Raw genomic sequence first — 22,601 nt, forward strand, 5'->3', positions numbered from 1 at the left:
TAATACATATCATATACTATGTTCATAAAGTTTGTAGAAATTTTTACGTAATGTTACTGAAAATATTAATAAAGTTGAATTCCGCTATCTTCTCCAACAACAAGAGAGCTACATTATGAATCCGATAGCTAAAATTATTCTCGCGGTAGCAGGTACGCTCGTAGCCTTATTGGTTATTGCAGCAATATCCCTCACAACGCTTGTAGACCCTAATGACTATAAGCAAGAAATTACGGATGCCGTCTACGATGCCACAGGCAGAGAATTAACATTCAAGGGCGACATGTCCCTTACATTCTTCCCATGGTTTGGTGTAAGCCTTGGTGAAGTTTCCATGAACAACCCGGAAGGGTTCCCTGATGAGCCGTTTGCTTCTGTCGCACAGGCTAAAGCCAGTGTTAAAGTTATGCCGCTCTTTTTGCGTAAGATTGAATTTTCTGATGTTGTTCTGAAAGGATTAACACTCAATCTTATTGAAAACAAAAAACGCGAGAACAACTGGACATTCGTGCCGCAAAAGTCTGTTCTGGAGAAATCCAAACGACGCGGTTCTATTATTGAATCACCAAAACCTAAGGCTGCAAAAACAGAGTCGATGGCTCTTGCTGCCCTACTTATAGAATCACTCTCCATTACTGACACCAATGTCACATACGAAAATCAGCGCGAAGGGAAAAAATATTCCATTAACGATCTCTCACTTACTTCCTCCGCATTTCGTGCAGGAGAAGCCTTTACGCTGAACATAAAAGGAACGGCTGTCTCACAAAAACCAGCCATAGAATCTCCGTTCCAGATGACGCTGAATGCTAGGCCTTCTGAAGATTTTAATATTATTGACGTGACAAACGTTGACATAACACTTGGTCCAAAAGGTAAAGATTTACCGGGTGGACAAGCAAGCATTCATCTTAAATCGGTTCTTACGGCGCAGCTTAAAAACCAGTCTATTATTGTACATACAAGTGAACTTTCAGCGTACGAAACCAAGCTGAACCTTCATGGTCAAGTCTCTTACTCAAATGAATTAGATGTTCAAGGACACATGGATCTAAAGGCTGACTATCGAAAAATAGCCAAAGCACTTGGCGTATCTCCTCCACAGCCAGCTAACGATAATTCAGAGCTCATACTTTCCATGCAACTCAAAATTGTTCCTGACAATATCGCACTTGAGGATATTCAGGGAAGTCTGGACGGATATCCCCTTGATGGCGATTTCCAGTACTATTTCGGTAGCAGTCCACAATTGCGTTTGCGTCTTAATGCAGAACAACTAGACCTTGATCCATATATTGCACTTGCTAAGTTATTCCAGGAAAAAGAAACTCCTGGCAAAGCAACTAAGAAAAAAGCAAAGAAACGCACAAATTCTTCTGCGATCAAAGCGCGTAATAATAACGTCGAACTTCAGGCTGAACAGAATATTGCAAAATCAGTCGCACCGGAAACGCTTGCTAAACTGAATGCAAATATCGATGTTGCCATCAATAAAATGGTCGTTAACAACCTCACCATTTCAAACATCAAAGTTCTGGGCGAAGGTAAAAACGGCGTTGTAACAATCAACCCGCTTCGTTTCCGTATCTTTGAAGGTGATGTAAACAGCACTCTCAAAACTGACTTACGCGGTGCGCTGCCAGTATCATCTATAAAGCTGACAACCGATAAGATGAATCTGGCAAACATTACGAAAACACTTACCGGTACCGAGTACGCAAGCGGTAAACTTTTTGTAAATGCGACTCTTTCCGCTTACGGTCTTACACAGGAAACTGTAAATAGAACCTTGAATGGTAAAGCTACATTCAACGCAACAGAAGGTATTCTTAGAGGTCTAAACATACTCCCTCCAGGCGCTCTTGATCTCTTGGATGGCTCACTGCGCAAGAAAGTTGAAAGCTCTCTTACTGCACAGCCGTACCAAGTTATTCGCGGCACCCTGTTTGCCAAGAATGGACGTATATCAAACAATGACTTTATTATGAAAGCAGATGAGCTGAATGCAAAAGGTAGCGGATTCGCAAATCTTGCATCAGACTCTATCCATTATAAAGCAGACCTCAAATTTGACGACGTTCCGGTTATTCCTGTCGTGATCAAAGGCAGGCTTTCTAAACCGTCTTACGGCGTTGATATGAAACGCTTCCTCGGCTCTTCCGTAGAAGACATCACGAAGCAGCTTCTTGATAAAGAAAATAAAGATGAAAACCCACTCAAACAGCTCGAAAAGGGTTTGAAAAATCTCTTTAAATAGCTCGCCCTCTCAGCAATAACTTTTGCTGACATTGAAAGTACAATTAGCTGCCCTGCATTGCGGGGCAGCTTTTTTGTTTGTTGGAATGGAAAAGTACCCTGCCTGTGGTATAGTTGCACCTTAAGGCGACATCGGAACAAGAGCATTTTGAATTTTCTCCATTACTCATTCAAAATATTACTCAAAGCCACTCTCTGATTATTTCAATATAGTTAACACGTTACCGAGGCAGACAATGAGCAATTTCAACCCTGCATCTTGACAGGCGGTTACCTCGTTGTTACCCGTCTGTTCACGATGTGCTAGTAGATGTAGGAACTTGCGTTTCATTAGAGAAAAGCACACACCGTTGTCCTAAACCTGAACAATGTACGTTTGGGAAAAATATATTTGCACTAAAAATTCGTCACTGCTTTTACTATTACTGTAAAGCAGCATAAGGATATAAGGAGCTAACAGAATGGGTGAAGATACTGTGAAATCAGAAGAAACAGCAGAGACCACTGAGCAGGAACAAGCTACTGAAATTGTACTCTCTAACGAAGAAGTACAGAAGCTTGCAAAAGATCGTGTTTGTCCTGACTGTAACACCATGCAGGATGCTGAAGAAGTTCGCCTCCGCTGCCTCGCAGAGATGGAAAACTTTAAAAAACGCCTCCAGCGTGAACGCGAAGAACAGTTCAAGTATGCAACTGAATCTGTGCTGAGCGATCTGCTCCCTACTCTGGACAACCTTCAGCTCGCCATCGACTATGGTCGCAACCTTGAAGGTTGTGAGAACATGCTCATTGGCGTTGAAATGACCCAGAAGCTTCTCCTTGATGCTATCGAACGCCATGGCCTTTGCCCACTCGGCAGCAAAAATGAAGAGTTCAACCCTGAAGTGCACGAAGCTGTAGGTCAGGAAAATTGTACCGAAGTTGCTGAAGGCCACGTTAAGCAAGTAATGCAGCGTGGATACAAACTTAAAGAACGCCTCCTGCGTCCTGCGAAAGTTATTGTTTCCGGCGGAAAATAGTTCGCTGATAAACAATTCTGCGTGCACACGCATTATTATGTACTCAATGGCTGCCGGTTTTTACCGTCAGCCATTTTTTATATGATGAAAATATGGTAAGAATGCATGGTTGCTTGATCGTCCAGCAATGTTTTCTCAACTTTTTCAGTTTTTTTTACAGATTTCCAAAAGACACATAACATACTGACATACTACATTTTTAAACTTGATATCATCAGTATAAAGCATTACTTATCCCAAGTTTGGACAAAAAAAATAACAAATGCCCCTTGCACGTAAAAAAAACGTGCTTAAATTTTGGAACATCAAAGACTAAAAGCCAGACCATTCTGGTTCTTTATAATTTAAGATAATATTCGTGAGAGTTTTCTCATGAGGAGGTTTGAACATGGGTAAAATTATTGGTATCGACCTTGGCACAACTAACTCTTGTGTCTACATCATGGAAGGTAAAGATCCTAAGTGCGTAACCAACCCAGAGGGTGGCCGCACAACACCTTCTATTGTAGGTTTCACCGATAAAGAACGTCTCGTTGGCGATATTGCTAAACGTCAGGCTGTAACCAACCCTGAGCGTACTATCTTTGCAATTAAACGCCTTGTTGGTCGTCAGTTTAACACTCCTGAAGTACAGCGTTGGGCTTCCCACTCTCCGTACAAAATCGTAGAGGGTAAAAACGGCGAAGCGTACGTTGAAATCGAAGACCGTAGCTATTCCCCTGCTGAAGTATCAGCAATGGTACTTGGCAAGCTTAAAGCTGATGCTGAAGCATACCTTGGTGAAGAAGTTACTGAAGCAGTTGTTACTGTTCCTGCTTACTTCAACGATTCCCAGCGTCAGGCTACTAAAGATGCAGGCAAAATTGCCGGTCTTGAAGTTAAACGTATTATTAACGAACCTACTGCAGCTTCCCTTGCATACGGTCTCGATAAAAAAGCAAACGAAAAAATCGCCGTATTTGACCTTGGCGGCGGTACATTCGATATTTCCGTTCTCGAAGTTGGCGACAACGTAGTTGAAGTTCTTGCAACTAACGGTGACACCTTCCTCGGTGGTGAAGATTTTGACCTCGCTATCATCAACTACCTTGTTGAAGAGTTCAAAAACGAAAATGGCGGCCTTGATCTTTCAACTGACCGTATGGCTCTGCAGCGTCTTAAAGAAGCAGCAGAAAAAGCGAAGAAAGACCTTTCCACTTCCATGGAATCTGAAATCAACCTGCCGTTCATCACCGCTGACCAGACTGGTCCTAAGCACCTTATGCTTAAGCTTTCCCGTGCAAAACTTGAGACTCTCGTAGCAGACCTCATCAAACGCACCGAAGGCCCTTGCAAAAAAGCTCTTGCTGACGCAGGCCTCAAACCGGGCGACATCGACGAAGTAATTCTCGTTGGTGGTATGACTCGTATGCCTCTCGTACAGAAAATTGTTTCTGACTTCTTCGGTAAAGAGCCTAACCGCTCTGTTAACCCGGACGAAGTTGTTGCTATGGGTGCAGCAATTCAGGGTGGTATCCTTGCTGGTGACGTTAAGGACGTTCTTCTCCTCGACGTTTCCCCGCTTTCACTCGGTATTGAAACTCTTGGCGGCGTGGCTACTAAGCTCATCGAGCGTAACACCACAATCCCTACCAAGAAATCTCAGACATTTACCACCGCTGCTGACAACCAGCCTTCAGTATCAATTCACGTACTGCAGGGTGAGCGTCCAATGGCGACTGACAACATGACTCTCGGTCGTTTCGAACTGACTGGTATTCCAGCAGCTCCACGTGGCGTTCCACAGATCGAAGTTACTTTCGACATCGATGCTAACGGTATTGTAAGCGTATCCGCTAAAGACCTTGGCACCGGTAAAGAACAGTCTATCCGCATCACCGCTTCTTCAGGTCTCTCTGACGAGGAAATTGACAACCTCGTTAAAGAAGCAGAAGCACACGCTGATGAAGATAAGAAAAAGCAGGAAGCGATCGAAGTTCGCAACCAGGCAGACACTCTTATCTACACAACCGAGAAATCAATCAATGATCTCGGTGATAAACTTGATGCTGAATTGAAAGCAGATCTCGAAGGCAAAGCAGAAGCCCTTAAAAAACTTCTCGAAGCTGAAGAAATTGACGTAGAAGCTGTTAAAGCCGCTACTGAAGAGCTTTCTCAGGTTTCACACAAGCTTGCAGAGCAGCTTTACGCTCAGCAGGCTCAGGGTGCTGAAGGCGGATGTGCAGGCGGCGGTTGTGGCGCTGGCCCAGACGCTGATGCCGGTGCTCAGCAGAAAAAAGACGACGAAGATGTTGTCGATGCTGACTACACTGAAGTAAAATAATTATTAAATTTCCGGCAAGCGGGGAATAACACCACTTACCCGCATCATGCCCTTGCATTTGCCGGTTGTTATGATTAACTTGGCCTGATTCGCAATTATGCGGATCAGGCCATTTTTTTTATACGGTATTTTTATGAAATATACATCTTCCTTATCATTACGTGGTGTAATTTTTACACTTCTGGTTATGACACTGACAGTAGCTTCCCTTACAGGCTGTGGGAAGCAACTTATCGTAACTCCGCAAGCTACTCCTTCAAGAGGCGCAGAGAATCAGCTTTCCAAGCAAGCTCGAGTTGCCTACGACAGCGGAGACTTCACTACAGCCAGCTCACTTTATGACAGAGTTCTGCAAAAGCCGAACTTGTCTAAAGCAGAAAAACGCAATGCGTGGCGCTATTTCGCGCTGAGCACAATTAAAAGCGGAAAAGCTTTCCTCGGATTACAGGCTCTGGACAAGTGGCAGTCAAGCCAGCCCGGTGCGATCGACAGCACTGAATGGCAGGATGCGTGGGTTTTAGCTATTAAGCAACTCCCGCAGGATAAAGCCCTTGTTATTCTTGAATCCACCTACAGAAACACATCCAAACCTTGGGGTTTGCGTGCTAACGCTGCTCTGCTCCTTGCTGGAATTGAGTGGAAAAAAGGCAATACAGGCGCTGCACTTACGTCGCTTGAAGATCTGTATGCAAAAGCACCAAATACCAAATACAAAGCTGCACTTGAACGCCGACTCTTTTCAGAGTTAAACGGAGTTGATGCACAGTTGCTTGGTACCCTTGCCGGGTATCTTACTCCGCAAAACGAAATTACGTACCCATACTCTCTTATCCTGCTTGAAAAAGCGCGCCGCGCTGCAGGTGATGAGCAGAACTGGCCGTCTGCATGGGCAGCTATCGAACGTCTTCGTGCGTTAGGTAAGTTGGCAGACCCGACTATTATCGACTCCGTGCTGGCTCCATTGCAGCAGGAATTCGGTGAACCAGCACAGGGCATTGCACTTGCACTGCCACTTACCGGACCTTACGGCACTATCGGCTGGAAAATTCTTCGTGGTGCAGGCATTGCGCACTGGCAATTAACTAACAGCGGTCATAACTTTGCACTGAAAGTTATTAATACCGAGTCCCCGACATGGGAACAGGAGCTTGCAGAACTGCCTGAAGGCTTCACAATTGTAGGTGGTCCACTGCGAAAAGATATTTTCCGCAAAATCCATGATCGTGACCTTACAGAAAAACATGCGTTCTTCAGCTTCCTTTCTTCTCTTCCAGCAGGAACAGAAGGAGAAGATGGCTGGAGATTCTTCTCAAGCCCTAAAGACCAAGTTCAAACCCTGCTCAACTTCGCGCAGTTTGATCTAGGTATTAATAACTTCGCAGCACTCTACCCTAATGAAAATTACGGTAGAAAAATGGCGGAGCTATTTACAGAACGCGCACAGGAGCAGACTCAGTCTCCTGTTATGACAGCTAGCTATGCACCAAACGAGCCGCGAGGCTGGTCCAAAGACGTAAAAAATATTCTCATTAAAAGCGATCGGGAAAACAAAGAATTCCAAGCAGACAATGGGACTTTTGAAGATCAATTGAACTCCAAGATGAGCACAGGCCAATACAAAGATATGCCATACAGACCGGCATTTAAGGCTGTGTTCCTTCCGGATAGTTGGAAGAATATGGAATCCATCATTCCTCACTTCTTCTTCCATCAGGAAGACCGTGCAGTATTCCTTGGCCCTACATTATGGGAACAGGGATTATCCGCAGGCAAAAAGCTAGAATCTCGCTACTACAAGTTAGCAGTATTCCCGGGCATGTGGAATCCATTCACACCTACCGAAGCTTCCAAGCAGCTGGTACAGGCAATGAATGATGCAGGTCTCGGCAAGCCGGATGCATGGGTTGGTCTTGGATATGACTTTATCCGCCTCGCAGCGGGCATGGGCTCCATGCCTTCTGACTGGGATGACGACACAGTAAATGAAAAACTTGCCTCTGCACAGAACATGGACTGGAGTATTGCTCCGATCTCATGGGACGAAGATGGCAACGCTTCAGAAAATCTGTTCTTGTTCCGTCCTTCCAGAAACGGTTTTGTACCAGTAAATCCTGAATCATTTGCAAACCGCGTTAACACCGTACGAACTCGTCACGATGAGCGCATCCAGATGATGATGGATCAGGCAGATACAAAAAAAGCTGAAGAACTTGGAGTTTCTGTGCTTGAGTACCGCAGACAGCAAGAGGTTGCTATCGACAAGGCACGATCCATTGAAACTGCCGAGAGAAAAAAATCCGGCCTGTTCTCTTTCGAAACTACACCAGCCACTTCTCAATAACCGGAGACGACCTCGATGAGTATTACTCCAGAACGGGTAGCACAAATTGCTAAGCTGGCCCGACTTGAACTCGATGATGAAAAACAGCGCCTGTTCGCAGGCCAGTTTGAAGATATTCTTGCGTACATGGACACCCTGAATGGGCTAGACACCGCCGGTACCGAACCGTTGTACAGTCCTGTAGAACAGCCGACACCTTTACGTGAAGACAAAGCAGTAAAACGCTTTGCACGCGAAGACATTGTTTCCAATGCACCGGAAACAGATGGCAAGTTCTTTATCGTTCCTAAGATTGTTTAACGGCGGAGTCTCTACCACATGTCATTTTTGTACGAAAAATCCCTGAGTGAAATCCGCTCCCAGCTGCTTGCAAAAGAGCTTACTGTTACTGAAGTAGTAGAAGCGTGCATTAAACGCATTGAAGAAACCGAACCGTCCATTCAGGCACTCATTTCTGTTCAGGCTGAAGAAGCCTGTGAGCAGGCTCGTGCTATGGACGCAGCAGGTCCCGATGCTAGCAAACCTCTCTGGGGTGTGCCGCTTACAGTTAAAGACCTTCTCTGTACCAAAGGTACTAAAACTACCTGCGGTTCTAAGATTCTTGAAAACTTTGAGCCTTTCTATGACGCTTTCGCAATCGCAAAGCTGAAAGAAGCTGGTGCAGTTCTTCTTGGTAAAGCAAACATGGACGAATTCGCCATGGGCTCTTCCACTGAGAACTCAGCATTTAAAGCAACCAAAAACCCTTGGGATCTTACTAAAGTCCCTGGTGGTTCTTCAGGCGGCTCCGCTGCATCAGTAACCGCATCTCAGGTTTTCGGCACTCTCGGTACCGATACTGGCGGTTCAATCCGTCAGCCTGCAAGTCTCTGTGGTTGCGTTGGGCTTAAACCGACCTATGGTCGTGTTTCCCGCCGTGGCATGGTTGCTTACGGTTCCTCTCTTGACCAGATTGGACCAATGACCCGTTCTGTTGAAGACAACGCACGCATGTTACAAGTAATTGCAGGACACGATGAAAGAGATTCCACCAGTGTGGACGTGCCTGTAGACGACTATCTTGCAGCGTTAAACCGCAAAGACCTTAAAGGTCTTAAAGTCGGTCTTCCTAAAGAATTCTGGGCAGAAGGTCTTGATGGTGAAGTGGAATCTGCATGTCGTGCAGCAGTGAACAAACTGCAAGAGCTCGGTGCAGAGCTTGTGGAAGTTGAACTTCCGCATTCTTCATACGCAATCGCGACCTACTATATTATCGCAATGGCAGAAGCCAGTTCCAACCTCGCCCGCTTTGATGGCGTACGTTACGGCTTCCGCAGCGAAGATACAGAAGACTTGCTCGACATCTACGTAAAGTCTCGTTCCGAAGGTTTCGGGGATGAAGTGCAACGCCGCATTATGCTTGGCACCTACGTCCTTTCCTCCGGCTACTACGATGCATACTACAAAAAAGCTGCACAGGTTCGTCGCCTTATCCGCGAAGATTACCAGAACGCTCTGGAAAAATGTGATGTGCTTGTTGGTCCTGCATCGCCAGTGACAGCGTGGAAAGTTGGCGAGTTTACCAGCGATCCGCTCAAGATGTACCTCTTGGACATCTACACCATCTCCCTCAACCTTGCTGGGCTTCCGGGCTTGTCCCTTCCAGTAGGCTTAGGGGCAGATAGCAAGATGCCGGTAGGTCTTCAGCTCCTCGGTAAAGAATTCGACGAAGCGACCCTCTACGGAGTTGCGTCACTTCTTGAGAAAAATACCGAACAGCTTGGAACTCCAGCTGGATTATAGCTAACTTCGCCTGACCATAATTATGATACACTAAAGGGAAGTCTGCTTGCAGGCTTCCCTTTGTTTATTCATGAGTCTTTGATTTGCCTCTGGCGGGTCTCCGACAGCTCTCCGAGGGGCAAGGGCTCTGCCCTGCACCCGCAAGGGGCTCGCCCCTTGACCCTATTTAGGGGTGGGGGGTAAGCTTGGTAAAAGTTAAGGTTCACACAGTACGCTAGCTTATTAACCTAAAAGTAGTTGTCATCAATGATATGAGGTTAGCTGGTAGTAGGCGCACTATTACATTGATAAACAAAAGTTTAAAATTTTTTTATGACCAAATATTTTCATAAAGATAGATAGGTCATAACACATAATCGCGGTCAAGGGGGCGTCCCCCTTGCGGGTGGAGGGCGGAGCCCCCTCGCCGAAGGCACCAAAAAACGTTCAGGAATACCAAATGACCATTGCAGTTGCAGTAAGCGGCGGAACAGATTCTTTGTACGCTCTGCTCACATTGAAAGAACAGGGACACGACATTTTTGCACTTCACGCACACTTTCTTGCTCCCTGCAAAGAAAGAGAAGACGCGATTGATGCCATGTGCGCAGCGCTGGATATTCCATTTCATGCTGTAGACCTGCATGAAGAGTTCGAACGATGTGTTGTTGCCCCTTTCATGGATGAATACGTACACGGTCGTACTCCGAACCCTTGTGCATTATGCAATGCAAGCATGAAATTCGGTGCGCTGTTGCGCGAAGCAGAAAAACTTGGTGCAGACCAGATTGCTACTGGGCATTATGCTGTTTTGGAAGATCATCCAGTCTACGGACGCACGCTTTCACGTGGTCTTGATTCCAAAAAAGACCAGAGCTACTTTTTATCTCTTGTACCGAAGCACCAATTGGAAAAGGCTCTTTTCCCGCTTGGTAAAATGAAGAAAGAAGACATTAAGGCCGACTTAGCGGCACGTGGGATTGCTCCGGCATACCCAAGTGAAAGTCAGGAAATTTGTTTTGTCCCGAACGATGATTATCGTGCATTCCTGATTGATAGAGGTGCAAAGCTCGGTACTGGCGGCAATATGGAACTTACTGACGGCACAGTAGTTGGTAAACACAACGGACTGTGGCAGCATACTGAGGGACAACGTAAAGGCCTTGGTATTGCGTGGAAAGAGCCATTGTATGTTATCCGCAAAGATTTGGAAAAGAACGTACTTATTGTGGGCCCGAAGACTGAATTGCTTTCTACGGGTTGCATCGTAAGCAACATGAACTTTCTTGTTGCTAAGGAACTCTGGGGTAAAAAACTGCTTGTTCGCACTCGCTACCGTCAGCAGCCTATTCCTGTATCCATCAGTGAACAAGGTGACATACTGGTCATTACCTACGATGAACCTCAATCACCCCCAGCAAGCGGACAAGTTTGCTGTGTCTATGATGAAGACCTCACTGTTCTTGGTGGCGGCATCATTGAAAGCTCTATGTAACAAAACGAAAACTCTGTGTAGTAACACGCAAAAAAAGCTCCTGACATTGTAGCAGGAGCTTTTTTATACGTATAAAATAGAAAGAGACCCGTATTTCTACAGGTCTCTTAAAGATTGACAGAGACTGACAACCTCAGCCTATTGCATTAGTGATTACTCGCTATGCAATCTCGGCGAGATTAGCAGTGTCACTCGGCTCTGCCATAAGTTTTGGATCTACAATCGCAAATCCCATTTCTTGAGCAATGTACTCTAATGGTTCAACGTTTCCAGTTTTCTTCATTATGTCCATCAATGTTTCAACGCCCAACTTAGCTCCGGCATCATACGGATTCACTTCGCGGAGCAAGGTCGAATACGGCTTGCCGATTTCTTTCGCGAGTGCTTTTGCTGGAATTGGACTGTTTAACACCAGTTCATGGACAATCTTAGTTAACTCTGAACGCATCATAACTCTCCCTACACATTGCTACGAGGAGTCACACCAGGCTCTAACACACCTCAATACGCCATATGAGGTCTCATTAGACAGAACGTGTAAAAACCATGTGCTTTGTATATCGCCACACTACGCCTAACGCGGCAATATCCCCCTCCTGTTCATGTTAAAGCAACACCCTATACAAACTCCCAAATATAATCTCAACTTTCCAGATACATCAATAAAATGTTTCCGTCCATCCACATGATGCAAGTTTCTGAAAAAGTAGTGTTTAATCTCACATTGTAAGTGGACGCTAACATAGCGCCAATTTGAACTACACTCAACCTATTTTCTAACCAATTCTCTTAATTCCAGTTTTAGAGCAATATTTATTCGTCTATTGCTGTGCAGCAAATATGACCAAACTACTTGTAGCCCTTTTTTACACAATATTGCAACTAATTAAAAGATTTTCATAGGATAGCCAAAGGGGAAAGCTGTTATTAATGAAAGTGCAACCATCATTATTCCGCCCAAACACTTACAGAATCAGGCTTAAAAAAAGCCCTTATCCTCTAAAAACTGAAAGCCCTTCATATATTGCTTCCGCTTTTTTCTTTCCAACGCCATCAATTTGCATCAAATCGGCAACAGAAGCAGCAGCCATTTCCTTTACTGAGGAGTAATGAGTCCATAATTTTTTCGCCATTGAAGGCCCAATGCCGGGTATTCGCTGAAGTTCACCAGCCAATGCCCGTCCTGCACGCGCCTTTCTATGCCTGCCAATTGAGTAATCGTGGCAAAGATCTCGCATATGCTGCAATAAAAGCAGTTCAGGTGCACCCGCTTTCAGCTGAAGTGGATTTGAACGTCCGGGAAGAAAAATTCTGTCTTCAATATTACCCTTTCGTCTGTCTGCCCTACCTGTTTCATCCTTGCGAGCTTTCGCAATAGAGATAACAGAACATAAATCCCCCTGCCCATGAGCTTCCAAAACACTGACAACGGCATTCAGCTGACCACGTCCGCCATCAATAAGTAACAAATCCGGCCATGGTGGCCCTGAATTCAAGCGCCGCTCCATCCACAGTGCCAACACTCCATAGTCATCCCCTCCACCTTCCTCATCTGTGAAGGCATAGGTTCTGTATTCGCTCTTAGCAGGAGATTCTCCTTCAAAAACAACCATCCCTACTCTGGTGTCTTTTCCTGATGTATGGGACACATCCACAATTTCTGTTCGGTATGGCTCTTCCGCCATGCCCAGACGCTTTTGAAGGATGGTAAGGGGACTGATATTGCGCTTATTTTTTGAATCATCGATAGCGTTGGCTGTAGCCATAGTTACAAGCTTACTTTCAGTGTCGTTACGCGGCGGAGCCACACGAACCAGCATTCCTCGTAACTCTGTTAACGCTTCAGCATGGGCAACTAGAGGTTCCGCGTTAGTTTCATCGCCGAGTACATCATTTCCCCATGGAACAACGACACGCGACGGAACAAAGCTATTCACCCCATAATATTGTGCAATAAAAGACTGGAGCAATTCCGGTGCTTCTTCGAGACCGAGTCCTGCCCAGAAGTAATTTTTTTTGTCGATAAGAATTCCACCACGGATAAACAGAATTCCCAACGCAAGCCCTTTGTCAGTTTCTCCAAGACCGATAACGTCCATGTCATGAGCAGTCGGAATTACAGCTGCCTGTTTTTCCACTGTCACTTCAACCGCTTTAATCTGATCCCGAAGCTGCGCTGCTGTTTCAAAATCCATAGATTCAGACGCGGCATACATTTTTGAGGAGAGTATCTCCACCAGCTCATTTGATTTTCCGGAAAGCAGTAGCTCCACGCGATGCACTTGCTCCGAATAGTCATCATGCGAAATTTCCAGACAACACGGGGCAAGACACTGCCCTATGTGATGGTACAGACATGGACGAACTCTATTGGAAAACGCTCTATCCGCACATCGTCTCAACATAAACACTTTGTGAACAGCCTTTAGCGTTTCCCATGCAGAATGGGACGACGTAAATGGGCCAAAATATTTTGAGCCGTCTTTCAACACCTTTCGAGTGAGGGTCAACCGAGGCCAACGATGCTTTTTATTCAACTTAAACAGCACATACTGCTTATCGTCTCGGAGTAAAATGTTGTACCGAGGGCGATGTTTCTTTATGAGGCTCGCCTCAAGTAACAATGCCTCTTTTTCCGTCGTAGTGATCAACGTTGTTATGGTCTGTGCCTGACGCAGCATTGCCCGAGTCTTAGGGGTTTGTGTTTCCGGCGGACGAAAATACGAAGCAACACGTTTACGTAGGTGTTTTGCCTTCCCCACATATACGACACGCCCGTGCGCATCCTTATATAAATAGACCCCCGGAGAAACGGGAATCGTTTTTAAATCGATAGGTTCCATAATTACTCGTGTACCATCTTTCTCGGTTGAATTCTAATGTTGCTTTTTGAGCTGCATAAATCTGACATTTCGTAAATATCATTCCCATCTATATCAGTGATACATAGCTTAATGATAGACTTTAATCTCAACACCTTATGCCATGAAAAAAAAGCATCTCACTTCTATTATCATTGTATGCACTGCTCTCGCCTCACTTCTCTATCTGGCGACGCCATGTCTTGCGCTGGAAATACACCCATCAGGAACATTACAAGTGTTCACACAATGGTCAACAGGTTCTCTTCTGGGATTTGCTTCTCCATACTCAGGCAGAGACATCAACAACAACTTCCGAGCTTCCCAATATTCCCGATTCCAGTTTGATTTCAATCCACATCAGGTAGTTTCCGCCATGGCGCTATTTGAAATCGACACCTTTTGGGGTGTTGATAAAGAAAGTACTGAGTTTGAAGGCGGTCAAATAGGCACAGACGGCGTTAACATACAAACAACTTATGCCTTCCTGAAAGTTGAACCTGAAAACATTCCACTAAAGGCACGAGCCGGTCTCACGTCAGTCCACCTTCCTAATCAGGTGGGTGGCTCCATAATTCTTGATGACAACTTGGCCGCCTTGGTTCTTCAATATGAATTTACGGACAAGATGAACGGATCTTTCATTTGGGGCAGATCATACGACAGATTAAACCAATCCCGTTCAAACGAAACCATGGATATCTTTGCAGCCACTTATACCTTCGCTCCAGACGATCATGTTCTCACACCATATATTGTATGGAGTGATTTTGGTAAAAATGTAGCGGGTGACCCGCCAGGTTCAGCATGGGTCGATGGCGGCAACATAGGGCTATGGAATGGCTTTTCTAATTTCTCAGGCAACCCGTGGGCGTTTTGGGGGGGATTTTCTGGCCGATATCACGGAGTTCGCAACCTAACAGTAAAAACTGATCTTATGTGGGGAACCTTGTATGGCGGCACTGATTCTGCCAGCAGACAAGGTGCTGTTCTTTTAGGTGAGGTAGACTGGGCATTCAATTTCATGACTGTTGGTATTCTTGGTTGGTGGGCAAGCGGTGATGATGACAATGCATATGAAAACGGCGCAGGAAGAATGCCCTTTATAACAAACCAATGGGGTCTTACAGATTTCGGGTATTACAAGTACGCAATCACAACAGAATCATCACTTCTTATTCAGGACGCTACAGGCCGTTGGACATTAGGACTTGTTATTGATGATCTCGTTTTCACTGAAGACCTTACAACATCCTGCAAATTTTTGTACATGCATGGCACTAACAGTACGGATGCCGTAAAAAACAACAGATTCTCTCCAGAGCTCCTTCAAGGTGGCTATAGAAACAACTGGGGAACCTATCTCACCAACAAAGATTGGCTTGTTGAGATAGATTCTGAAACCACACTGAAACTGTTCGAAAACTTTAGTATAATTTTACGCCTCGGATATATCCACATCGAGGTAGACCCTCAAGTTTGGGGAACTTCCGATACCCGTGATGCCTACCGAGCCGTACTTCTTTGGGATTATCAGTTCTAGATAAAACCTTCTGCTGTGTCATTTTTACCGCCGTAATGCTCTCGACTTTTCCGACACCCTCTTATAAGGATGGGGCGTCGGATTTAGTTTTATGAACCTTATTTGATTAGGAGCCAGTATGCCCTGTCGTATGATCAGCTACCAGTCCAAAGAGGATTGGAAGGGGATCAGGGAACTTCTCGCTGGACGGGATAACCCTGAGAATTCTGTTGAACCTGTGGTGCGTGAGATTCTGCATCATGTGCATACAGAAGGGGATAAGGCTCTTGTTCATTACACGCAAAAGTTTGACTGCCCTTCGTTTACCGAAGATATGGTGCGAGTGTCCGAAGCAACCTTAGCAAAGGCTGCACAAGACATTCCTGCAGAAGATTTTGATATCATCAAAGAAGCTGCACACAATATCCGCACGTTCCACGAAAACCAGAAAGAGAAATCCTGGTTTACCACAAGCGAAGACGGAACAATTTTGGGACAGGTTGTTCGCCCTGTTGACCGAGCCGGACTGTATGTTCCGGGCGGCCAAGGTGGCGACACCCCGCTTATCTCCAGTATGCTTATGAACGTTATTCCCGCACAGGTTGCAGGCGTAGAAGAAATCTGCGTTGTATCACCACCGCGTGCTGATGGCGTTCCGAACCAGTATATCCTGGCAGCCGCACATCATCTTGGCATTACAAATGTGTTTGCCTGTGGCAGCGCATGGGCAATTGCAGCCCTTGCTTACGGCACAGACACCATTCCTGCTGTAGATGTTATTGCCGGCCCTGGAAATATCTTTGTGACCACCGCTAAACGCCTGTTTATCGGTACTGTAGGCATCGACATGGTTGCCGGTCCTAGCGAGATTCTTATTCTTGCTGATAACACCGGAAACCCTGTGCAGATTGCCGCAGACATGCTCTCTCAAGCAGAGCATGATCCGCTTGCCTCCGCCATGCTTGTTACTGACGATGAGCAGCTTGCTAAAGCTGTTCGCGAAGAGCTTGGCACGCAAACCGGTTTGCTCCCGCGCAATGAAATTGCCGCAACAGCCCTTAAAGACTGGAGTGCTATTGTTGTTACTCCGGACATGGCTACCGCAGTGGAGCTTTCCAACAGTGTTGCACCTGAGCATCTGGAAATAATTGTTGAAGATCCTTGGGCGTTGTTACCGACTATCCGTAATGCTGGCGCTATCTTTATGGGCGCTAACTCACCGGAACCTGTCGGCGACTACTTTGCAGGCCCGAACCACGTACTGCCAACCAATGGCACTGCGCGTTTTTCATCGGCTTTGTCCGTTGAAACCTTCACAAAAAAATCCAGCATTATTGCTGCGTCTGCTTCCTTCACGCAAAAGAATGCGCCAAAAATTGCGCGTCTTGCACGTCTTGAAGGACTGGAAGCACACGCCCGTTCCGCAGAAACCCGCTTAAAGAAATAGCCCCTTGCAGGAGTTCTCACATGAAAATCGTTACGAAGACCACTATTACGGATTATCCGCTTCTTTCCCGCGGTAAAGTTCGCGATATCTACGAAATTGATGAATCCAGTCTGCTTATTATTACTACCGACCGCATGTCAGCATTCGACGTGATCATGGCAGAACCTATCCCGTACAAAGGTGTTATCCTTAACCAGATCACCCTTTTCTGGATGAAAAAGTTCGAGCACATCATTGCCAACCACCTCATCGCTTCTGACGTAAAAGATTTCCCTGAACCGCTGCATAAATATGCAGATGAACTGGAAGGACGCTCCGTGCTTGTTAAAAAAGCAAAGCCACTTCCTATCGAATGTATTGTACGTGGTCACATTTCCGGTTCCGGCTGGAAAGACTACAACAAAACCGGTTCTGTGTGCGGCTATGAACTGCCGGAAGGTATGCTTGAGTCTGAAAAATTCCCGACTCCGCTCTTTACCCCTTCCACTAAAGCAGAACTGGGCGACCACGACGAAAACATTTCTGTAGAGCGTGCTACAGAAATGATCGGCAAAGAACTTGCTGAAAAAGTAGCAGATGTAAGTTTGCGCATTTTCTCTGAAGGCCGTGACTTCGCAGAAGAAAAAGGCATCATCATTGCCGATACCAAATTTGAATTTGGCATGGTTGATGGAGAACTGACCCTTATTGATGAAGTTCTCACTCCAGACTCTTCCCGCTTCTGGCCTAAGTCCAGCTACACCCCGGGTCAGGGCCAGCCAAGCTTTGACAAACAGTACTTACGTAACTGGCTCAGCGAACAGGACTGGGATAAGACCCCGCCAGCTCCTGCTCTGCCAGACGAAGTTGTTGCCGAAACAGGTAAAAAGTACGCTGAGGCCTACACTATACTTACAGAGCAAACACTGCTACTCTAATGAGTGCAACCACAATAAATACCGAAGATGTCCGCTACCCTGCGGACAAACTGAAATGGAGTTCATATGCTTCTTGAAGGGAAACGAGCCCTCGTTTTGGGCGTTGCCAACAACAAAAGCATTGCATACGGCATTGCCAAAGAATTCAAAGAAAACGGCGCTAAATTAGCGTTTAACTTTCTTGGCGATGCTCTGAAAAAACGCGTTGAGCCTATCTGTGAAGAGCTTAATGGTGATTTCATCTTCCAGTGTGATGTAAGCAGCGATGAAGAAATTGCTGCAGCAGTGAAATTGGTTGAAGAGAAATGGGGTGGTGTGGATATCATTGTTCATTCCATCGGTTTCGCAGACCGTAAAGATCTTCAGGGACGTTTTATTAACACATCCCGAGATGGCTTTAAACTTGCCATGGACATCTCTGCTTACTCTTTGACTGCTGTCTGTGGTGCTTTTGAGCATCTGTTATCTGACAATGCGTCAATTATCACTATGTCCTATTACGGTTCTGAAAAAGTTATTACTAACTACAATGTAATGGGTGTGGCAAAAGCTGCTCTGGAAGCTAGCGTACGTTACCTCGCTGTTGACCTTGGTACTAAAAATGTACGTATCAATGCTATCAGCGCAGGTCCTATTAAGACTCTTGCAGCTTCCGGTATCGGTGGCTTCCGTAAGATCCTTAACTACATCGAAGAAAACGCTCCGATGCAGCGCAACGTTACCATCCAAGATGTTGGTAAAAACGCACTGTACCTTGCATCTGACCTTTCTGCCGGCGTTACCGGTGAAGTACTCCACGTTGACTGTGGGTACCACACCGTAGGTATCGGTATCAGAAACGAAGAAAAGAAATAGTGGAGCGTCTTCTCAGGAGACCCTATGCTTGGATACCTAATTCCCCTAGTGGGACTAGTAATTATAGCACTCGTCTGCATCAAAGTTGTTCCAAAAGGCCATAAACCCTCGGGTTGAGGCATTAGCTTTGACGGACGGGGAGGCTCCTCGTCAGGATGCTCATGCGGTTCTGCAAACAAGAAAAAGCACAACTGTAAATAGCTAGTAAAAGGGCGGCATTTATGCCGCCCTTTTTATTTGATTTCCTACTCAGCCTGTTCTAGAGTTCTTCTAACGCAAACCAGTTGAGCTTCTGGACACCAGAGACTCTCCTGTCTCAGTAGATATAACATGAACACAGTTGCATCACTCACAACAAGGTAGCACACCTAATGTCATGTTCATTTTTTGGAGGCTTTGGAAGCTTCGGAGGTTTTTCAATGAGTCATATTTTTTCTATCTTAGCACTCATTTTCGTAGTCTTTTTTTTAGCGAAAATGATTCGTAATGGCGGCGGCTGATGCCCCGGCCATCATCGGGGAGGCTCCCCGAAAGACCAAAACGATACTCACGACAATAAATAACAATGTAGGACGGCACTTTTGCCGTCCTTTTTTTATTTTTTTTTGCTTTTTCGCTTGCCAAGTACTATCCTGTTTGCTAGTTATCCACCTCGACGTGGAGAGGTGTCCGAGCCCGGCTGAAGGAGCACGATTGGAAATCGTGTGTACTGGCAAAACTGGTACCGAGAGTTCGAATCTCTCCCTCTCCGCCACGTCAAAAATTACCCTAATTGAGTAGGGAGTCGGACGGCATATACGCTGTCAACTCGGTCAGGTTCGAGAGAAAGCAGCCGTAGCAGTTGTATGTGGGTGTCCGACTCCCAGAAGGCGCAAGCAGAAATGTTTGTGCCTTCTTTTTCACATCGCGGAGAGGTGTCCGAGCCCGGCTGAAGGAGCACGATTGGAAATCGTGTGTACTGGCAAAACTGGTACCGAGAGTTCGAATCTCTCCCTCTCCGCCAGATGATTTCAATAAACCCCTTTGATTCTATGAATCAAAGGGGTTTTTTTATTCTCACATCAAGCCTATCAATTCCAGATACATAATCACTCCACATCCTCAAGAAGACTACACACCTCTCCCCTTAATGTCAGATTAAAATTTGCGTTTCCCCAATTGTAGACTACAATAGTGTTCGCCTCAGTCTCTAACATGAGATTGATGACCTATAACACTTGAGGAAGCCTTTATGAGATACAAGATAATCAGAAAAGGTGAAGCTGAAGCCTACAGCCAACGAAGTGGTGAAAACATAGCCTTTCTTGCGACGGGAAATGATACGGATGGAAAGGTATCCATCTTCGATAGCATTCTCACAAAAGGAAATGGCGCCCCTCTTCATTACCATGAAATTGATGATGAAATTTTCTATACTATCTCGGGTCAAGTTGAGTTTACCATCAACAACGAAACACTCACCACCACCGAGGGGGATTTAGTCATCGCTGGCCCTCAAGTACTTCGAAGCTTCAAGGCGCTTACTGATAGCCACATATTAGTAATCAACGCACCGGGAGGTCCATCCGAAGGATTCTTACGAGAAGTCTTAAACTTAAACAAAATTTCTGAAGCTGATAAAAAGCGCTTTGCGGAAAAATACAAAATCCATATCTTATAACTCGATCTATTTAAATCAGCATTCACCCGTTAGTAAGCTGTCAAAAAGCTCATCTTACCAGAATGCGTCTTTTTTACATTTTTTACTTGCAACCACCCCACACCTTTGATAGCTACACATTCGCAACGCGGAGAGGTGTCCGAGCCCGGCTGAAGGAGCACGATTGGAAATCGTGTGTACTGGCAAAACTGGTACCGAGAGTTCGAATCTCTCCCTCTCCGCCAGATAGAAATTATAGTCCAAAGCTTAACGCTTTGGACTTTTTTTTGTATCCTTAAACCACCTCCGACAAGACTTCCCATATCAATTTTCCTTTCTCCCCGTACTCCTCACTAGAATTATCTACATCTAATTATCATAACTGTAGAATTAACCTTTTGCTTGTTTTCCCTATGCCCCTTGAGTCAATGCAATTGTCGGGCTATTAGTTTGGCACTAAGGAGCAAGACATGAACAACACGCTACGCACCAATCCTCAACAAGAGCGTGCGATCGCGACTATCAACAGCATTCTTGAAGCTTCTAAACGCGTACTGCTTTCACAAGGCTATGAAAGATTTACCACCAATCGCGTTGCTGCTGCATCAGGCTTTAATATCGGGACCGTGTACCGCTACTTTCCGGACAAAGAAAACATCATAAGTCAGCTTTATCAACAGCGTCTGGACGAATCTTACCTGTTCCTCACCACACAGCTGACAAATGGCACAACCTGGTCAGGTGTTGACGATTTCTTTGGCCACCTGCTTAGAGAGTACATTTCAGGACACTCAAACGAAGATCATGCCATTGCAGTGGAGCTTACTAAGGCATCCGTAATGAATCAGCATGTTAAACAACTAGACAAAAACCATGACGAACGAATCCTTACGGCTCTTAACCAAGCCATACATGAACGCTTTGATACAACTCTCGAACACCGCTTGATTAAATTTTTTCTCGATCTCGGAATGCATCTCGCTCTCATGGTTAGCATGAAACCAGAAGAGACCCGCGAATTCACAGCTCAACAGGCCGTTATCTCTGTTATTGCTGCAGTCCGCATACACACGATGCACCACACCGCCACTTAGTCATAAAAAAAACCGCTACAATTCATAGCGGTTTTTTTGTGTTTGCTGATTACTTGCAGCTATAAAAAATCTCTCCAATCTTCCTCGTGCCTCTTCGCCATCTTCGCCAGCAGCTGCTTAATCGGGGAATACAGCATAGTGCAACCAAGCCCTGTAGCAAGACCGCTAAATGTGATCGCCGGATCAGGATCAATCTCAAGCAGGTTAAATGCAGTTCCGCCAAGGCTGGCAATGCCTATAATCAAAGCAACATACCATGCTGCTCGCAATCCCTGTTCTGCACCGTTTGCCAAATTAAGCAGGAATAATCCATAGAGGCCAACTGCGAGAATGTAGGCGGCCAGATGCACAAATTGAGCAAACGGACCCGCATAGAGAAAAACGCACAACATTGCTGTGAATACAGAGCTAAGCCATAAGCCGGACTGAATATTCATCCCCGTCTCGTTATCAAGACGTTTGAGAAGATAACAGAAAAGCAAGCCGGAACTGAGCAGACATCCTGCCACTACTGTCCATTTGACCGGTACAAAAAAACCTGCACTAGCCATTACTGCTGCCAAAATAGCGATTCCAGCACTTGCGGCATCAAACTCGCCATCACGGACAAATGCACTCATTTCGCCTAACAGCATCGCACCGATACACCCCAGGATGCCACCGAACGCAATAGCCGCAAACACGCTACCGGCAGCGTAGAATGCACTCAAGAGCAGTAACAGACATATGCTCCACATCATCCAGAATGATCGGCATTGTGCGGCAAAAACACCACACAGATCACCCCACTTTGTTTGCATCGACTGTTTCATTTGGTACCCTTTTTTTCCTTTCCTTTATTGGATGGGGAACTACCATATATAGCCCCTGCCTGCTACCACCTCTTTTTTGACATCCAAGTGGCACAGAAAAATAAGTACCCGCAATTCAACACGACATGCTCAAGCTTTACAAGAGTGTAAAAAAAGCAATATATAACAAGAATAGCCAACAAATACTGAGCATTTTTGCAGCTCAAATCTTCATTTTTTCGTTATCCACTTTTCGATTTCTCTCTAAGGTGCTATTTTT

At 45.6% G+C, this 22,601-nt stretch carries 16 protein-coding genes, 3 tRNA genes and 1 other RNA gene; 17 read left to right on the forward strand and 3 right to left on the reverse strand.

From position 1 onward, the window contains the following. The first annotated feature begins 115 nt into the window (after positions 1 to 115). From ACZ5V1_RS11245 to mnmA, 7 genes are all read left to right on the forward strand, one after another. Positions 116 to 2,257, forward strand: a complete 2,142-nt coding sequence (locus ACZ5V1_RS11245; RefSeq protein WP_464388918.1) for an AsmA family protein — start codon at positions 116 to 118, stop codon at positions 2,255 to 2,257. 460 nt (positions 2,258 to 2,717) lie between these two features. After that, on the forward strand, positions 2,718 to 3,275 hold the full coding sequence (locus tag ACZ5V1_RS11250; protein WP_464388919.1) for a nucleotide exchange factor GrpE: 558 nt from the start codon (positions 2,718 to 2,720) through the stop codon (positions 3,273 to 3,275). A gap of 388 nt (positions 3,276 to 3,663) precedes the next feature. After that, on the forward strand, positions 3,664 to 5,598 hold the full coding sequence (dnaK, locus tag ACZ5V1_RS11255; protein WP_464388920.1) for a molecular chaperone DnaK: 1,935 nt from the start codon (positions 3,664 to 3,666) through the stop codon (positions 5,596 to 5,598). 133 nt (positions 5,599 to 5,731) lie between these two features. Further along, entirely contained in the window at positions 5,732 to 7,939 is a 2,208-nt protein-coding gene (locus ACZ5V1_RS11260; RefSeq protein ID WP_464388921.1) for a penicillin-binding protein activator, read from the forward strand. 15 nt (positions 7,940 to 7,954) lie between these two features. After that, positions 7,955 to 8,239 carry an Asp-tRNA(Asn)/Glu-tRNA(Gln) amidotransferase subunit GatC gene (gene gatC, locus ACZ5V1_RS11265; RefSeq protein ID WP_464388922.1) on the forward strand — a complete coding sequence of 95 codons (285 nt, stop codon included), beginning with the start codon at positions 7,955 to 7,957 and terminating at the stop codon, positions 8,237 to 8,239. Between the two features lie 18 nt (positions 8,240 to 8,257). Beyond that, positions 8,258 to 9,721, forward strand: coding sequence for an Asp-tRNA(Asn)/Glu-tRNA(Gln) amidotransferase subunit GatA (gene gatA, locus ACZ5V1_RS11270; protein ID WP_464388923.1), 1,464 nt, complete (start codon positions 8,258 to 8,260; stop codon positions 9,719 to 9,721). 439 nt (positions 9,722 to 10,160) lie between these two features. Continuing rightward, on the forward strand, positions 10,161 to 11,195 hold the full coding sequence (mnmA, locus tag ACZ5V1_RS11275) for a tRNA 2-thiouridine(34) synthase MnmA (RefSeq protein WP_464388924.1): 1,035 nt from the start codon (positions 10,161 to 10,163) through the stop codon (positions 11,193 to 11,195). A gap of 160 nt (positions 11,196 to 11,355) precedes the next feature. Here the strand turns inward: mnmA and ACZ5V1_RS11280 are convergent, their stop codons facing one another. Further along, positions 11,356 to 11,643 carry a phage regulatory CII family protein gene (locus ACZ5V1_RS11280; protein ID WP_160717196.1) on the reverse strand — a complete coding sequence of 96 codons (288 nt, stop codon included), beginning with the start codon at positions 11,641 to 11,643 and terminating at the stop codon, positions 11,356 to 11,358. Positions 11,644 to 12,187: 544 nt separating this feature from the next. Beyond that, positions 12,188 to 14,038 carry an excinuclease ABC subunit UvrC gene (uvrC, locus tag ACZ5V1_RS11285; protein WP_464388925.1) on the reverse strand — a complete coding sequence of 617 codons (1,851 nt, stop codon included), beginning with the start codon at positions 14,036 to 14,038 and terminating at the stop codon, positions 12,188 to 12,190. A gap of 142 nt (positions 14,039 to 14,180) precedes the next feature. Between uvrC and ACZ5V1_RS11290 the strand changes: the two genes are divergently transcribed. From ACZ5V1_RS11290 to ACZ5V1_RS11335, 10 genes are all read left to right on the forward strand, one after another. Beyond that, entirely contained in the window at positions 14,181 to 15,599 is a 1,419-nt protein-coding gene (locus ACZ5V1_RS11290; RefSeq protein ID WP_464388926.1) for an outer membrane homotrimeric porin, read from the forward strand. A gap of 118 nt (positions 15,600 to 15,717) precedes the next feature. Continuing rightward, the gene (hisD, locus tag ACZ5V1_RS11295; protein ID WP_464388927.1) at positions 15,718 to 17,025 is read left to right on the forward strand and encodes a histidinol dehydrogenase; all 1,308 of its coding nucleotides are present in this window, start codon (positions 15,718 to 15,720) and stop codon (positions 17,023 to 17,025) included. Positions 17,026 to 17,045: 20 nt separating this feature from the next. Continuing rightward, positions 17,046 to 17,942 (forward strand): phosphoribosylaminoimidazolesuccinocarboxamide synthase, encoded by an 897-nt coding sequence (locus tag ACZ5V1_RS11300; RefSeq protein WP_464388928.1) that lies wholly within the window; start codon positions 17,046 to 17,048, stop codon positions 17,940 to 17,942. 66 nt (positions 17,943 to 18,008) lie between these two features. Then, a complete protein-coding gene (locus ACZ5V1_RS11305) occupies positions 18,009 to 18,797 on the forward strand; it encodes an enoyl-ACP reductase FabI (protein ID WP_464387193.1) in 789 nt (262 codons plus the stop codon). 659 nt (positions 18,798 to 19,456) lie between these two features. Continuing rightward, positions 19,457 to 19,551, forward strand: a tRNA-Ser gene (locus tag ACZ5V1_RS11310). A gap of 21 nt (positions 19,552 to 19,572) precedes the next feature. Then, positions 19,573 to 19,668: signal recognition particle sRNA small type (ffs, locus tag ACZ5V1_RS11315), an RNA gene on the forward strand. Between the two features lie 37 nt (positions 19,669 to 19,705). Further along, positions 19,706 to 19,800 (forward strand) — tRNA-Ser (locus ACZ5V1_RS11320). 228 nt (positions 19,801 to 20,028) lie between these two features. Further along, positions 20,029 to 20,457, forward strand: coding sequence for a cupin domain-containing protein (locus ACZ5V1_RS11325; RefSeq protein ID WP_464388929.1), 429 nt, complete (start codon positions 20,029 to 20,031; stop codon positions 20,455 to 20,457). Between the two features lie 129 nt (positions 20,458 to 20,586). Next, positions 20,587 to 20,681: transfer RNA gene (locus tag ACZ5V1_RS11330), tRNA-Ser, on the forward strand. A gap of 225 nt (positions 20,682 to 20,906) precedes the next feature. After that, complete coding sequence (locus ACZ5V1_RS11335; protein ID WP_464388930.1) at positions 20,907 to 21,530, forward strand: TetR/AcrR family transcriptional regulator; 624 nt, start codon at positions 20,907 to 20,909, stop codon at positions 21,528 to 21,530. A 59-nt stretch (positions 21,531 to 21,589) separates the two neighbouring features. Here ACZ5V1_RS11335 and ACZ5V1_RS11340 read toward each other — a convergent pair whose 3' ends face one another. Beyond that, entirely contained in the window at positions 21,590 to 22,342 is a 753-nt protein-coding gene (locus ACZ5V1_RS11340; protein ID WP_464388931.1) for a hypothetical protein, read from the reverse strand. Positions 22,343 to 22,601 lie beyond the last annotated feature (259 nt).

Source organism: Halodesulfovibrio oceani subsp. galateae, from assembly GCF_055397225.1.

Excerpts from the sequence above, each read along its gene's own strand:
- ACZ5V1_RS11245 (WP_464388918.1), top strand. The coding sequence starts at position 116 with ATGAATCCGATAGCTAAAATTATTCTCGCGGTAGCAGGTACGCTCGTA.
- ACZ5V1_RS11250 (WP_464388919.1), top strand. The coding sequence starts at position 2,718 with ATGGGTGAAGATACTGTGAAATCAGAAGAAACAGCAGAGACCACTGAG.
- dnaK (WP_464388920.1), top strand. The coding sequence starts at position 3,664 with ATGGGTAAAATTATTGGTATCGACCTTGGCACAACTAACTCTTGTGTC.
- ACZ5V1_RS11260 (WP_464388921.1), top strand. The coding sequence starts at position 5,732 with ATGAAATATACATCTTCCTTATCATTACGTGGTGTAATTTTTACACTT.
- gatC (WP_464388922.1), top strand. The coding sequence starts at position 7,955 with ATGAGTATTACTCCAGAACGGGTAGCACAAATTGCTAAGCTGGCCCGA.
- gatA (WP_464388923.1), top strand. The coding sequence starts at position 8,258 with ATGTCATTTTTGTACGAAAAATCCCTGAGTGAAATCCGCTCCCAGCTG.
- mnmA (WP_464388924.1), top strand. The coding sequence starts at position 10,161 with ATGACCATTGCAGTTGCAGTAAGCGGCGGAACAGATTCTTTGTACGCT.
- ACZ5V1_RS11280 (WP_160717196.1), bottom strand. The coding sequence starts at position 11,643 with ATGCGTTCAGAGTTAACTAAGATTGTCCATGAACTGGTGTTAAACAGT.
- uvrC (WP_464388925.1), bottom strand. The coding sequence starts at position 14,038 with ATGGAACCTATCGATTTAAAAACGATTCCCGTTTCTCCGGGGGTCTAT.
- ACZ5V1_RS11290 (WP_464388926.1), top strand. The coding sequence starts at position 14,181 with ATGAAAAAAAAGCATCTCACTTCTATTATCATTGTATGCACTGCTCTC.
- hisD (WP_464388927.1), top strand. The coding sequence starts at position 15,718 with ATGCCCTGTCGTATGATCAGCTACCAGTCCAAAGAGGATTGGAAGGGG.
- ACZ5V1_RS11300 (WP_464388928.1), top strand. The coding sequence starts at position 17,046 with ATGAAAATCGTTACGAAGACCACTATTACGGATTATCCGCTTCTTTCC.
- ACZ5V1_RS11305 (WP_464387193.1), top strand. The coding sequence starts at position 18,009 with ATGCTTCTTGAAGGGAAACGAGCCCTCGTTTTGGGCGTTGCCAACAAC.
- ACZ5V1_RS11325 (WP_464388929.1), top strand. The coding sequence starts at position 20,029 with ATGAGATACAAGATAATCAGAAAAGGTGAAGCTGAAGCCTACAGCCAA.
- ACZ5V1_RS11335 (WP_464388930.1), top strand. The coding sequence starts at position 20,907 with ATGAACAACACGCTACGCACCAATCCTCAACAAGAGCGTGCGATCGCG.
- ACZ5V1_RS11340 (WP_464388931.1), bottom strand. The coding sequence starts at position 22,342 with ATGAAACAGTCGATGCAAACAAAGTGGGGTGATCTGTGTGGTGTTTTT.